This is a genomic window from Aquibacillus koreensis, from assembly GCF_025154055.1.
In the GTDB taxonomy this organism is placed as follows: Bacteria; Bacillota; Bacilli; order Bacillales; family Amphibacillaceae; genus Aquibacillus_C; species Aquibacillus_C koreensis.
Map to the genome: position 1 here is coordinate 49851 of NZ_JAOALK010000063.1, position 14686 is coordinate 64536.

Annotated in this window: 9 protein-coding genes and 1 pseudogene; 8 read left to right on the forward strand and 2 right to left on the reverse strand. The window is 38.2% G+C overall.

The features are described 5' to 3' along the window. Window positions 1-100: 100 nt before the first annotated feature. From NYQ66_RS20745 to NYQ66_RS20760, 4 genes are all read left to right on the forward strand, one after another. On the forward strand, window positions 101-4810 hold the full coding sequence (locus NYQ66_RS20745; protein WP_259872301.1) for a DUF6359 domain-containing protein: 4710 nt from the start codon (window positions 101-103) through the stop codon (window positions 4808-4810). A 214-nt stretch (window positions 4811-5024) separates the two neighbouring features. Further along, complete coding sequence (locus tag NYQ66_RS20750; RefSeq protein ID WP_259872302.1) at window positions 5025-5582, forward strand: nitroreductase family protein; 558 nt, start codon at window positions 5025-5027, stop codon at window positions 5580-5582. Between the two features lie 345 nt (window positions 5583-5927). After that, window positions 5928-7499, forward strand: a complete 1572-nt coding sequence (locus tag NYQ66_RS20755; protein ID WP_259872304.1) for a bifunctional metallophosphatase/5'-nucleotidase — start codon at window positions 5928-5930, stop codon at window positions 7497-7499. A 219-nt stretch (window positions 7500-7718) separates the two neighbouring features. Continuing rightward, the gene (locus tag NYQ66_RS20760) at window positions 7719-9368 is read left to right on the forward strand and encodes a catalase (RefSeq protein ID WP_259872306.1); all 1650 of its coding nucleotides are present in this window, start codon (window positions 7719-7721) and stop codon (window positions 9366-9368) included. A gap of 66 nt (window positions 9369-9434) precedes the next feature. Here the strand turns inward: NYQ66_RS20760 and NYQ66_RS20765 are convergent, their stop codons facing one another. Further along, on the reverse strand, window positions 9435-10451 hold the full coding sequence (locus NYQ66_RS20765; protein ID WP_259872307.1) for an acyltransferase family protein: 1017 nt from the start codon (window positions 10449-10451) through the stop codon (window positions 9435-9437). Between the two features lie 638 nt (window positions 10452-11089). On the opposite strand from NYQ66_RS20765, the gene NYQ66_RS21460 reads away from it, so the two are divergent. Continuing rightward, a complete protein-coding gene (locus NYQ66_RS21460; RefSeq protein ID WP_272479976.1) occupies window positions 11090-11929 on the forward strand; it encodes a 3D domain-containing protein in 840 nt (279 codons plus the stop codon). Window positions 11930-12006: 77 nt separating this feature from the next. On the opposite strand, the gene NYQ66_RS20780 is transcribed toward NYQ66_RS21460, so the two are convergent. Then, window positions 12007-12153, reverse strand: coding sequence for a hypothetical protein (locus tag NYQ66_RS20780; RefSeq protein WP_259872308.1), 147 nt, complete (start codon window positions 12151-12153; stop codon window positions 12007-12009). A 117-nt stretch (window positions 12154-12270) separates the two neighbouring features. On the opposite strand from NYQ66_RS20780, the gene NYQ66_RS20785 reads away from it, so the two are divergent. From NYQ66_RS20785 to NYQ66_RS20795, 3 genes and pseudogenes are all read left to right on the forward strand, one after another. Next, window positions 12271-12816, forward strand: a complete 546-nt coding sequence (locus NYQ66_RS20785) for a 3-dehydroquinate synthase II (RefSeq protein WP_259872309.1) — start codon at window positions 12271-12273, stop codon at window positions 12814-12816. 69 nt (window positions 12817-12885) lie between these two features. Continuing rightward, window positions 12886-13992: pseudogene (locus NYQ66_RS20790) on the forward strand (DEAD/DEAH box helicase); the annotation flags it as partial. 15 nt (window positions 13993-14007) lie between these two features. After that, the gene (locus tag NYQ66_RS20795) at window positions 14008-14496 is read left to right on the forward strand and encodes a hypothetical protein (protein ID WP_259872311.1); all 489 of its coding nucleotides are present in this window, start codon (window positions 14008-14010) and stop codon (window positions 14494-14496) included. The last annotated feature ends 190 nt before the right edge of the window (window positions 14497-14686 follow it).

A 14686-nucleotide genomic window follows, 5' to 3' on the forward strand; every position in this document is an offset into this window, starting at 1 on the left:
ACACGGAGATTATTTAACAAAACGGTAATATTGTTCGTAAAATATATGATAGAATGATAGATGCTTGATTAAAATACATAGAGACATTAGGAGGTAACAAATGGGACATCTATCAATCAGAAAGTATTTTAGTATTTTGCTAATTGCCGTATTGATTCTGGCAAACTTCCCAAGTAAGGCAGTAACTGTAAATGCAGAAGAAGCAGATTATATTACTGTTGCAGAAGCGATTGAAAATAACTCAGGAGAAGCAACTGTGCGAGGTTATATTGTTGGAGATGTAATTTCTGGGTCAAATTTTGACTTGGAAGCTCCATTCGAAATAAAGACTAATCTTGCATTAGCGGATTCACCAAATGAAACAGATATAAGCAAAATGATTCCAGTACAGCTACCATCAGGAAGCATTCGAAGTGCTTTGAATCTAGTAGACAATCCAATTAACCTTGGGGCAAAAGTGGAAATCACAGGTGATCTAGCGGCCTATTTTACAATCCCTGGTTTAAAAAGTCCATCTGCTTATGAAATCATAGAAGCAGGGACAACTCCTGAGCCAGAACCAGAACCTACACCTGGAGAAGTTGTTGCTATTGAAGAGGCTCGTGCTTTAAGCAATGGGACTGAAGTAACAATAGAAGGTGTTATAACAGCTGATAATGCTGCAATTGGTGGAGGCAAGCTTTCCACGTATATTCAAGATGAAACTGGCGGAATTAATCTTTATGATTATAATCCACAAGATCTAAAAGAAGGCGACAAGGTTAAAGTTACCGGTACGCTTACAGAATATAGAGGCTTAAAAGAAATTGAGCCAACAAATATAGAAGAACTAAGTACAAATGAAACTCTACCACAACCAGTGGAAATTACATTGGAAGATTTACAAGATAGTGCAGTTGCTGAACCATTAGAAGGTCAGCTTGTTAAAGTAACTGGTTATGTATCAAGCGTTCCAGATTCACCAGCTGGTGGTGGTTATAATGTATCTTTCCTAGATGCGGACTATAACAGTACAACGCTTCGTGTAATGGAAGGTACGAATGCAATTGATGCATTAGAAGAAGGAAAATGGTTTGATGTAACAGCTATCTTAAGTCAATATGATAGTTATCAAATTTTACCTCGTAAAGCAGCTGATATTACGTTAGCGTCAGAACAACCCGAAGCTCCAACAGCTGCAGGTGAGTACACATCTACCGTACATTCAGTAACTGACGGAGATACAATTAGATTAAATACACCAGTTCTAGGAGCTGACCGTGTTCGCTTTGTGAATATTGATACACCAGAGACAGATATGGGTTCTAAGAATGGAGCAGATGGTGACAATCAAGATTATCACGGTGAAAAAGCTTCAGCGTATCTAAAGTCTTTACTTCAGGAAGGCGATGAAGTGACATTAAAAGTAGGGGAAGAGCCTACGGATGCATATGGTCGCTTATTGGCACAAGTAATTAACAAAGATGATATTAATACGAATTTAGAGATGGTTAAAAAAGGGTATGCAGTATCCTATTTCATTTGGCCTGTTGGTGATGAAGCAGATTACGAACTATACCAAAATGCAGTTAAACAAGCAAAAGATAATCAGTTAGGGATTTGGAACCCAACAGATTCACTAACACAACTACCTTTTGAATACCGAGCTACTTTAGAGGGTGGAGATTTCCACAGATATGTTGGTAACTCTGATACAAAGGAATATGTAGAACCAACAGCGTGGGAGGATGTACCTGTAGATAAACGCATTTTCTTTGCTAGTAAAGAAGAAGCAGAAGCACAAGGTTATTCTCCAACTAATGGTGATGGAGAGGAACAACCACCTTCTGGTGAATTGCTAGAATTACAACTATTAAGCATGAACGACCTTCACGGTAAAATTGATCAGGAATACGAGCTTGATCTTGATGGTGACGGTGAAGATGACGGTTTATTCGGTCGTATGGATTATACGTCTGCGTTTATTAAAGACAGAGCTCAAGATAATCCAAATACATTAATCGTCCATGCTGGTGACATGATTGGTGGAAGTTCACCAGTCTCAGGTTTATATCAAGATGAACCAACTGTGGAAATCATGGAAGAAATCGGCTTTGATATAGGTACAGTTGGTAATCATGAATTTGATGAAGGTACTGCGGAGTTACTTCGTATGGTTAATGGCGGAGAACATCCTGATGGATTGGGTACCGATAATTATGATGGAATGAACTTTGATAACCTATGTGCGAACTGTGTGTATAAAGATAGCGGTGATCCGATTCTTGATCCATATGTAATTGAAGAAGTAGATGGAGAAAAGATTGGTTTTATCGGTGTCAATACGAAAGAATCAGCAAACATGGTAATGCCTGCAGGAATTGAAGATATTGAATTCACGGATGAGGCAGATGCTGTTAACGATGCAGTTGCTGAATTAAAAGAGCAAGGTGTTAAAGCAATTGTCGTACTAGCACACATGCCAGCTGATCAAAGCGGTGAGTCCGCAACAGGTGCTTCAGCTGACCTTGCAAGAGAAGTAGATGATGAAGTTGATATTATCTTTGCTGCACATAACCACCAAATTGTTGATGCGGTTGTTGATAATAAGTTAATCGTGCAAGCATCTGAATATGGTAAAGCATTTGCAGATGTTGACATTCAGATTGACCGTGCAACTGGTGATATTGTTAATAAGGAAGCCGAAATTGTATTTGTAGATCAAAGTGAAATGGATCCAGATCCGGCAGTAACAGAGATTTTAAACAAATACGAAGAACTTATTGCACCTAAAATGAATGAAGTACTAGGCTATAATGCAAATGATATGACAGGAAGTTATACTGGTGACGGTGATCATGGGTTAGGTAATTTAATTGCAGATGCCATGAAATGGTCAATGGATAGTGACTTTGCAATGATGAATGGTGGAGGAATCAGAGACCATTTATTAGAAGGTGAAGTTACTTGGGGTAACTTATATAACGTTATGCCATTTGGTAACACGTTGATGACAGTAGAAGTATCAGGCGAAGATATTTTCGATATTATTGATGAACAGCTATCACCTCAATATGGTCCGGACTACAGTGTGAGTGGATTGAAATATACATGGGATTCTTCCACAAATCAAGCGATCGATATCATGTTTATGGATGGAACTCCAATCGATGAAGATGAAACATATACGTTAACAGTCAACAATTACATGGGTACTTCAGAAGGCCCGATTAAGGACCTTGGTGAAAACGTAGTAATGGGTCCAGTTGATTTAGATTCATTTGTTGATTTTGTAAAACACTTAGATAGTTCAAAAGAGAACCCAATTGACTATGGTCCTGAAGATAGAATAGTTGAAGTAGATACTGGCTCTGGAGACGAATTAGGAGAAGTATCTATTGCAGAAGCAAGAACTGCATCAGCAGGTACAGAAGTAACAGTAGAAGGTATTGTTACAACTGAACCAGGCGCTTGGGGTGGATCTGGTTTCTATATGCAAGATGAAACAGCGGGAACATATGTGTTTGGTGATGATCGTGTAACAGTAGGAGACGTAGTAAAAGTAACAGCTAAGACAGGAAGCTATGGTGGGGAATTCCAATTAACAGATGTTTCTAATGTAGAAATTATTAAAAATACAGAAGAACCAGATTCAATCATACTCACTCCATCAGAAATTGACGATTCTAACCAAGGTCAATTAGTTACAATTAAAGGTGCTACAATTTCTGCACTTGAGGAAGTTAATAATTATGGTACATTTGAATTCACTGCTACACAAGATGGTGAGAGTATCCTTGTACGTGTAGATAATAGAACAGGTCTTGCGTATGATGACTTTACATTTGAAGATGGAGATGTAGTAGACATTTCAGGTGTAGCGAGTATTCATAATGGAACATATCAGTTAAAGCCAACAAAATCAAAAGACATTACGGAACATATAATAGAAGAAGAGCCAACAGAGCCAACAGAGCCAACAGAGCCAACAGAGCCTGAGCAACCAGAGCAGAAAGAACAAGTATCGACGAAGCCGGAAATTAAGAATGGTAAAGCCAAAATTGACACAGATAAAATTGATCAAATAAAAGATCAAGGTGAATTAACTGTGGATGTTGAGGAAGAGGAAGAAGTAGAGTTAGAACTTGCTGGTGATCAAGTAGAAAAACTAAAAGCTAAGGGTGCAACACTCACGATTAAAAACAAGGAAACGCATGTATCTTTACCGGCTAGTATTCTACCTGATGGAAACGTCTCTGTAAAGGTTGAAGAGATTACAAATATGGATGGTGCTGAAAACACAGTAAGTAAAATATTTGATTTCACAATTAATGGGGATGATGTACACGAATTTAAGGATGGTAAAACAGCCGAATTAACATTCCGTGTGGATACATCAAAAGTGGATGAAGATAAGAAATATGAAGTATTCTACTATAATGAAGAAACCGGTGAATGGGAATCCATTGGTGGAACATTAGATGGTGAATTTATTACAGCTAAAACTAGTCACTTTAGTATCTTTGGGGTATTTGAAGTTGCTGAAGACAGTACGCCGGAAACACCAGAAACACCAGAAACACCGGAAACACCGGAAACACCGGAAACACCAGAAACACCAGAAACACCAGGTCAAGATGATGAATCTGATGATGACACTGGATCTGACTCAGGAGACAATCCTTCTGACGAGAGTGACGAGGAAATCAATGAATCAGATGAAGAATTACCAGATACAGCAACAAACACATTTAACATGCTGTTAATTGGTATGATCCTTGTACTAGTTGGAGCTATGTTCTATGTCTATCAAAGAAGAAGAACAATTTAATTAACGACCTAAAAACCCTTTCCTAATTAACTAGGAAAGGGTTTTTAATAGGATGATAATATAGTGAGGCTGGAACATATTATCCAACAGAAATTCATACGATTATGTATGCTTTAGTTTGGGTTTCTTGACAGACAGAAAGACCTTTATTATACTTAATTGAAAATGATTATCAATTAAAATGATGTGTGATGAAATAAAGGAGAGTAGAAACATGAACTTATCCCAATTAATAAAAGAAAGAAGATCTATACAGCTTTATGAAGACAGACCAGTATCGGTTGACTTAATGAAGGAATTACTTGAAACAGCCATTTGGGTACCTAATCATAAAATGACAGAACCTTGGCGTTTTGTTTTTGTAAGTGGAGAAACAAAGAAACAAATTGCCGAGATTAATAGGATTGTTGGTGCCAAGGGTAATACAATAGAAGAAAAGCAACGAAGTGGAGAAATTGCATTTAATAAAATCAATAACCCGCCATTGTTGTTAATGGTGTTAATGGAAGAAAACCCGGACCAGAAGCTTAGAGAAGAAGACTATGCAGCTACAAGCTGTGTTATTCAAAATTTGAGCTTGTTAGCGTGGGAAAAAGAAATCGGTATGATTTGGAAAACAGGTGCTATCACTTTCCATCCTGAATTCAGAAAAATAATTGGAGCAAAGCCTGGGGAAAAAGTAGTCGGAATGCTACAAATGGGCTATCCAGCTAAGGTGCCAAAAGAAAGACCTAGAGTGGATGCTCATGAGAGAATAACCGAATTAAATTAAGTAGTGAAAGCACAAGATTAATGCATATCATTGGTCTTGTGTTTTTTTTTATTCCTTTAAAATACAAAAAAAGATGCCTACTATGAAAGTAGACACACAAAAAGGGGCTATCATTTTGTGAGAGAGCTAATTATACTAGCATACTCTAGTTTGGAACAACCTTACTATATCATCTGGATGAAAAGCCAGTGTGAAGTGAAGTTTAAATTAATGTAAATTTTTTCATGAAGTGGAAAACCTGTGAAACAAAGTAACGAATCATATGGTTTCGTTCGTTCGTCTTATCGATTAAAATAGTAATAAAGGAAGAAGATAAGAAATTAGGTTCTTAGGGGGACAAGCTTAATGGTAAATAAAAAACACCTGTCTTTGTTCGTAACAAGTGATGTTCACGGATATGTATATCCAACCAATTATAGTGATCGAGAAGAACGTCACCTTGGACTAGCAAAAGTGGCAACGCTTGTAGAGGAAAAAAGAAAAACAACAAATGTGATTTTACTAGATAATGGTGACCTGATCCAAGGCAGTCCGTTGACCTTTCATCATGCTAAATATAAAAGAGATACACCGAATCCATTGATAAAAGTAGCGAATCATATGGGATATGTGGCATCTGTTTTTGGTAATCATGAGTTTAATTACGGACTAGATTATTTACAACAAGTAGTGGAGCAATCTAATTTTCCGTGGTTATCGTCAACCGTATTGTACGAAAATGATCGAACCCCAGCTTTTGGAAAACCTTATCTGATTAAAGAGATAGACGAGATAAAGGTAGCGATCTTAGGTGTGACGACCCACTACATTCCGAATTGGGAAGATCCTAAGAACATAAAAGGATTGGCTTTTGAAGATGCTTTGAAGGCAACGAAGAGATGGGTGCAACATATTAGAAAAGAAGAAAAGCCTGATGTGCTAATCGTTTCCTACCATGGTGGATTCGAGCGTGACTTAGAGTCTGGTGAGCCAACGGAAGCACTAACAGGAGAAAACCAAGGGTATCAAATGTGTATGGAGATTGAAGGGATCGATATTCTTGTGACAGGACACCAACATCGATCAATTGCTACACAATTAAATGGTGTGACAGTCGTGCAACCGAGTAATAATGGCCAGTTACTAGGTGAAGTAGATGTGGAATTTGAGTTAATAGGTGATCAATGGACGTACACAACGAGTACAGCATCCTTACACCAAGTTGATGATAAAGTAAAAGCAAATGAAGGCGTTCTTCACATAATAAAAGATTATGAGCAAGCTACACAAGCATGGTTAGATCAACCGATTGGTGATGTGGATGGGGATATGACCATTAATGATCCGTTTCACGTACGAATAAAAGAACATCCGTTTATTGAATTTATTAATAAAGTCCAAATGGATATAGCGAATGTATCGATATCCAATACGTCTCTGTTTAATAATGCCTCACCTGGATTTGGCAGTACGATTACAATGAGAGACATCGTGTCTAACTATGTTTATCCGAATACGTTAAAAGTAATTCGTGTCTCAGGTAAGGATATTCGAGAGGCTCTAGAGCAGTCGGCAACGTACTTTATGTTGGATGATCAAGGAAAGATAACGGTGAATCCATCCTTTATCGATCCAAAACCCCAACATTACAATTATGACATGTGGGAAGGGATTGATTATGAGCTTACGATCTCCAACCCAGTTGGAACACGTGTAACAAAACTGAATTATGATGGGAATCAAATCGATGAATCGGCGGAATTTGATGTAGTAATGAACAATTATCGTGCTGGTGGTGGAGGAAACTTCTATATGTATCAAGGGAAGGAAGTAGTACAAGACATCCCAACTGATATGACAGAGTTAATTGCCAATTACATTTTAGAAAGAAAAAAAATAAACGCTACCTGTAATGAAAATTGGCAAGTGGTGAAGTAATTATAGAAAAAAAGGAATAGAAATACCCTTCTTGAGAAAAAGTAGTTAGGAATATTTTTCTTGAGGAGGGATTTTTTTATTGGGATTGGATTTGCTAATTGTTAGTAACTTTGGGTTTTAATTGGAATTTACCTGTACATAATAATTAACATGTACAAAGTTTTACATACAGCGCTGTGTCCTATCAATATGGAACAACGATATTAGGGAGGTAATCTTTTGGCAGAAAACAAGAAAAATGCAAAGGAACAAGACAAAGATCGCGAGGAGTTGACCACGCGTCAAGGTCATCCTGTCTATGATAACCAAAATATTCGTACGGTCGGTAATCGTGGTCCAGCTACACTTGAGAATTATCACTTTATTGAAAAGATATCACACTTTGATCGAGAGGAAGTACCAGAGCGTGTCGTACATGCTCGCGGGTCAGGTGCATTTGGTTATTTTGAAACGTATGGAAAAGTTGGAGATGAGCCAGTTGAAAAGTACACACGTGCAAAAGTGTTTTCTGGAGCTGGCAAGAAAACCCCATTGATGGTTCGCTTCTCGACTGTGGCAGGAGCGAAAAATGCGCCGGAAACAGATCGCGACCCTCGTGGTTTCGCAGTTAAGATGTACACGGAAGAGGGGAACTGGGACCTGGTTGGAAACAATCTAAAGATTTTCTTTATTCGAGATGCGATGAAGTTCCCAGATATGATTCATGCATTTAAGGCGGATCCTGCATCAAACGTTCCAAATCCTGAGCGGATGTTTGATTTTGTTTCTCGTACACCTGAGGCAACGCATATGATTACATTTTTATTCTCACCTTGGGGAATTCCTGCAACATACCGTCATATGCAAGGTTCTGGTGTTAATACGTACAAATGGGTAAATGAGAAAGGTGAAGCTGTTTTAGTAAAATATCACTGGGAACCGAAGCAAGGCATTCGCAACCTAACACAAGAAGAAGCAGACATGATTCAGGCTAAAAATGTAAACCATGCAACGCAAGACTTATATGAATCGATTGAGCGTGGAGAATACCCAGAGTGGGAGCTCTTTGTACAAATCATGGAAGATGATTATCATGAAGAACTCGATTTTGATCCGCTTGATGATACAAAATTATGGCCTGAGGATAAGTTCCCGTGGTTGCCAGTAGGACGGATGGTGCTTGACCGCAACCCAGTCGATTTTCATGCGGAGATTGAACAAGCTGCTTTCGGTACAGGGGTTCTTGTTGACGGGATGGATTTTTCCGATGATAAAATGTTACAAGGTCGTACCTTCTCTTACTCTGATACACAGCGTTATCGCGTAGGAGCAAACTACCTGAAGTTACCAGTCAATGCACCAAAGACAAAAGTCCGCTCAAATCAAGAACGGGGACAAATGGATGTGCGTGATCCGAAAGAATCTGGTGAGAATCCTCATATTAACTATGAACCATCAATGCTTGGTGGCTTTAAGGAAGCAGATCCAAAAGGAAAAGCACCTCACCAACCAACCTATAATGCAGCGGCAATGAGTGCACCAATCGATCGACCGAATAACTATGGCCAAGCAGGTGACACGTACCGAAGCTTTGAGGATTGGGAACGTGATGAATTAATAAAGAACCTATCTGATGCGCTCTCTATTTGCGACAAAAAAATTCAAGATGCCATGATTGAACACTTTACACAAGCAGATGAAGACTATGGTCGTCGTGTGAAGGAAGGCATTGAAATGAAAATGAAAGAAATGAAAGAGATGAAGGATATGGAACTAGGAAAAGTTCCTGGCCGTGAATCCGGTCAAACAAGATACGGGCAAGGTTCTCTAGCAGCGAATGAAGCAGCCGATGGTGCTGCGAAGAAAGGCCATGAAGCGGATCCTTATTGATAGACATTCGTTCATAGAAAAAATGCACTCCAAGGAGTGCATTTTTTCATGAAAGGTATTTGAACATTAGGACGGATTAGGTTCATTTCTGTTCGCTTTTTCTTCAAACCTTTGTTTAAGTTTGGATGCTTTCGCTTCTATTAGAGGCTGTGCAATGGTACGTATATACTTACTGCTTAGTATCATGACTATAGCTAGGCTAATAATAACTAATCCTATAACATCCAAGATCGTATCTATTTTTATAAGATTGCTCTGCCTGAAAAAGTGTATAAAAATACCATGCAATAAGTAAACATAAATGGTTTTTTTACCAATATGCGTAAACATGTTTTGTCTACTAGGAATCCATGAAAAGAAACATATACTCATAACTAAGGATAAAGAATAGATTCCAAGGCGAATGGCTCCTCCTAACACAGGATATCCAATCGCATGATAAGAGTGTGACGCAAGTAGCCAATTAGATGAGAAAGTCGGTAATAGGAATATCCCTATTGCCACAAACGACATGGTCATAAGAGAGAAGGCTCTTATCTTATTTGTTCTTAATTTTATTAGGGAATCATGTGTTATCCAATAACCTATTAGAAAAAATGGAAAGAAAACAATGGTTCTAGACAGACTAAACGTATGACCGACTTGATCGATATATCCAACAATTACTCCTATTCCAATTGCTAGAACAGTACCAATGAAAGGTGGAAATCTCTTGAAAACAGTCAACAAGATATGCCAACAAAATAAGCTTAGTAGAAACCATAACGACCAGCGTGGTATAAGAATGGTGAACTGCCAACCACTTACTCCGATCAGTAAATAATACAACGTGTAGAAAATATGAAAGATTAGGTACGGTAATAGCAACTTCTTAGCAAGCTTCTTCAAATATCCTTTATCCAAAAAACCTTTTGCAAAAAAACCACTTAACACAATGAAGGCGGGCATATGAAACAAGTAAATCCAATGGTATAGTACTTCGACTGATTTCAGGTCGGATTTAAAAGGTTGTATGACATGCCCAAATACAACCAAGAAAATCAACAAAAATTTTGCGTTGTCCAACAATGGTTCCCTATTCATGTTGTTCACCTCGAAATGTAAGTGCTATGATATGTTATTCTATTTTTACTATAAAAAAGACAGTGATAGTTCAATTTTAATGAAATGTAAATAGAACTTTATCTTTTTGTTAAAATTAGAAATATTTTTCGGAAACATTAGAGGAGTCTTTTTTCACATGCTAAAAATCATTAAGCAAAATCATTTTTACTCCTTTCTGTAGGGAATAGAGGGGCGGGTAATTACAAGAAAGGTTAGCTGAAATTCACGTTTTTTTTGAGGATTTAAAGCTAAAATACTAAAAATCTTTGAAATATTTTGTAATAGTAATGTAAAGGTCAAATCATGAAAAATAAAAGTATTTAGGAGGTCAAAATTCTCCTAACTAATTAGAACGTCGCCTTGGAGCGATGCTTGCTTATTTTTAAACATCTTTTCAATTATAGAAAATCGGACTTTTTCAGTGGTCTCGACCTTCCTTCTCTCCCAATTCATCCTACAATCATCCTAAAATGCAAATATTATTAATTTTTATGTATAAATCTAGTATGTTTTTCCGACAATGACGAATGTGACAGTTTACAAGGCTTAGCAACCTATTAACTAGGTTCGTGTTTATGCCTATTACATGCTGTCGAATTTAAAGGAGGGAAAACCAGATGAAAAAAACAGTTGTATCGATCGCTATCGGTTTGGTAGTAGCGGGTATAGCTGCTATGCCAACATCTGCTGTAGAGTACCATGTTGATGAAGACATTCCTAATAGTATAGCTCAACTAGATCAAGAGGAAGAAGTAGTCGAAGTAGAAGTAGAAGAATACGAGGTAGTGAAGGGTGATAGCCTTTGGCGTATTGCGGAGATGTATGAAACTACTGTGCAAGAAATAATAGATATTAACGGTTTGCGATCTTATGTTATACATCCGAAGCAAGTGTTGCAAATAGATAGAGAAATAGAAGAACAAACATATGAAGTTGAAAAAGGCGATACACTCAGTGAAATTGCTTTTGCATACGATGTAGAAGTAGAGGAAATATTGGAATGGAATGAGCTAGAATCCGATCTAATTTTAATTGGACAAGAGCTATCGATCCATTCTAGTCAAACCGAGCCACGAGAAGTAGTAGTGGCAAGCGCTCAACCTGAACAAAGCCAAGAGACTGCTAGTCAACCAGAAGCGGACGAGCCTGCAATTAAACAAACATCAAGTACCACTTACACGATGACCGCAACTGCATATACGGCTGAATGTACAGGTTGTTCTGGTATTACGGCAACAGGTATTAATTTACTAGAGGATCGCGATAAAAAAGTGATCGCGGTTGACCCAAGTGTAATTCCTCTAGGTACCCGCGTGCACGTAGAAGGTTATGGTGAAGCTATTGCAGGAGATACCGGTGGTGCAATTAAAGGAAACAAGATTGATATTCATGTTCCTACAAAAGAAATTGCCTTTAACTGGGGTGTTCGAACAGTAGAAGTTACCATTCTGGAATAAAAAAGTGGAAGTTACGCATAGAGTCGTAACTTCCACTTTTTTTCTTTTATATAAAATGATTTTCCCCGCGTGGTACGTTATTTATATTTAATAATCTGAGAATCAGTATGATCAGTTATTTGTTGTTCCACTTGTACACCATTTTTATCAGATGCGCTTATGAAACCAACTACACTAAAGCTAGTGATTAATAGAAGAAATAACACAATTAGTAATTTCCTCACGATGCATTCCTCCTGTTTGTCAATCTATCTTTTATTGTATAAGATTACACTAGAGATGACTATAGCAATATTTACCTATATTTGTAAGGTGTAAATAGATTTAGGAGGAAATGCTTTGTGGAACAGGAAATAAAGCGAGCGGAAGTCGTAGCGATTGAGCCAATAGGGATAGGGTCTAGAGTTTGTTTAGACTTAATCGACCAACTAGATCCGTTAGAAGGAATCTTTGTAGGGAATACGGGTTATGGGTATATTAAGGTATTATCGGAAAATCGTACAACAGAAACATACCCCGCAAGACCTTTTCGTATCAATGGTGGGGCTATTCATCAATATGTTTCCATTGGAGAAAGTAAAACAACCTATCTATCAGAAGTGAAACCAGGTTCAGAGCTACCAATTAGGAAAGACGAAGAAATAAGACAGGTTGCTGTTGGTAGAGTGAAAATAGAAAAACGGAAATTCCTCCGAGTAATATGCAAAGTGGACGATGTTGAAATTTCAGCAACGTTGCAAGAGTCAGATAGTGTGCATGTCCAGACGGAAAATGGAGCTGCAAAAGCAGTGATTGATCTGCAAATGGGCGATAAAATCATCTGTCTTCTTGACCAACCAGGCCGCCATTTAGGTGAGAAGATAGAAGAAGAAATTGCAGAGTTCTAGTAACGCTCATAGGATAAGGCAAGAACGGGAATACGAAGACTAATACTAGTCAGAAAGCAGGTGACTCTAATGGCGAATTTTAAAAGCCTTGGGGTAAAAGAACAACAGATAGAAGTGTTAAATAAACAAGGTATAATTCAACCAACTCCGATACAAGAAAAAGCAATACCAATTCTAATAGAAAAGCATGATCTGATTGGCCAAGCGCAAACAGGTACAGGGAAAACATTGGCATTTTTATTGCCAATTTTAGAAAGAGTGGACACAAGTAAAAAGGAGATACAAGCATTAATTATCTCCCCAACACGGGAACTCGCACTACAAATCACGTCAGAGTTAAACAAGTTAACCGGCGAATCCTCTGAAGTAGGCACGTTAGCAGTGTACGGTGGTCAAGACATTCAAGGCCAATTAAACAAGCTAAAAAGAGGGGTGCATATTGTTGTGGCAACCCCAGGTAGATTACTCGATCACCTTAGAAGAGAGACGATTGATCTATCAACCGTAACGATGTTTGTGTTAGATGAAGCGGATCAAATGCTACATATGGGTTTCTTACCAGAAGTGGAAACCATTATTCAAGCGTTACCAGATGATAGGCAGACGATGTTGTTCTCTGCGACAATGCCTAATGAAGTGAAAAAACTAGCCAGAACCTACATGAATAAACCAAAAGAGGTCCACGTAAAAGGGGATAATGTCACACTTGATGAAGTGAAACAGATGGTAATTGAAACCACAGACCGTGAGAAGCAAGATAAGCTGATGGCTGTTCTTGATCAGTTTCGTCCGTTTCTGGCTGTGATTTTTTGCCGTACAAAAAGAAGAGCAATGAAATTAAATGCAGCGCTACAAAGCAATGGCTATCTGTCAGATGAATTACATGGCGACCTTTCGCAAGCAAAGCGGGAAAAAGTGATGCAGCGTTTTAGAGATATGAAAATCCAATATCTAGTTGCAACGGATGTTGCTGCCAGAGGATTGGATGTCGAAGGGGTCACCCATGTATTTAACTACGATATTCCACAAGATGTAGAAAGCTATATCCACCGGATTGGAAGAACGGGGCGTGCTGGTGGTGAGGGTATTGCAGTTACTTTTGTAGCATCAAAAGACAGTCAATATTTAAAATTAATCGAACGAGGCATTAAAAGAACAATAAAACGAAAAGAAATTTAGGGTGTGGATAGAATGGATCAAACCGCTGTTAGGCAACAAATGAAGTATCCTCATTCAGAGGAAATAATGACGCCTGGCGATGTTCTTTATTCATCAAAGGGGTGGTCTACCTTTCTCGTTGGCCACGTAGCCATTGTAGGACCTGACATGCGTATTTATCATTCACATCCAAAAGGGGCTTTTGCCGATTCATGGAAAGGGTATGTATCAAGGCATAAGTATGGCGGGACGATGACTGTTTATAGACCAAAGAAAGGTGCAATGGAAATTGCAGCATGGGCCGCGTCTAATTATTCAATTGTACAGCGGTATATCTTTCACCCTACGTTACAAAATATAAAAAATAATTATTGTACCAAGTTTGTCTGGCAAGCATTTTGGTTTACGGATCAAGGCGATTTGACCAATCGAGGGTTAACCGGTCGCCATAGAAATTGGATTTATCCTTATGAGATGAAGAAATCTCATTTGCTGAGGGAAGTTGTGCGAATTAAGCTATGAATCATTAGATGCAGAACTATATGGTCATATGGATATGCTTGAATTTAAAATGGGAATACAAATTAACGGCTGTAACGCTATTTAAATAGCGTGCGACGTAACCTTAGGAACTAGCCTAGCGACACAATGACATTTGTATGCGGACATTTATTCCGTTATTTTCAATAAAATGATCATTTTGGTACTTCTC

Coding starts and splice junctions, on each gene's coding strand:
- NYQ66_RS20745 (WP_259872301.1), top strand. CDS start 101: ATGGGACATCTATCAATCAGAAAGTATTTTAGTATTTTGCTAATTGCC.
- NYQ66_RS20750 (WP_259872302.1), top strand. CDS start 5,025: ATGAACTTATCCCAATTAATAAAAGAAAGAAGATCTATACAGCTTTAT.
- NYQ66_RS20755 (WP_259872304.1), top strand. CDS start 5,928: ATGGTAAATAAAAAACACCTGTCTTTGTTCGTAACAAGTGATGTTCAC.
- NYQ66_RS20765 (WP_259872307.1), bottom strand. CDS start 10,451: ATGAATAGGGAACCATTGTTGGACAACGCAAAATTTTTGTTGATTTTC.
- NYQ66_RS21460 (WP_272479976.1), top strand. CDS start 11,090: ATGAAAAAAACAGTTGTATCGATCGCTATCGGTTTGGTAGTAGCGGGT.
- NYQ66_RS20795 (WP_259872311.1), top strand. CDS start 14,008: ATGGATCAAACCGCTGTTAGGCAACAAATGAAGTATCCTCATTCAGAG.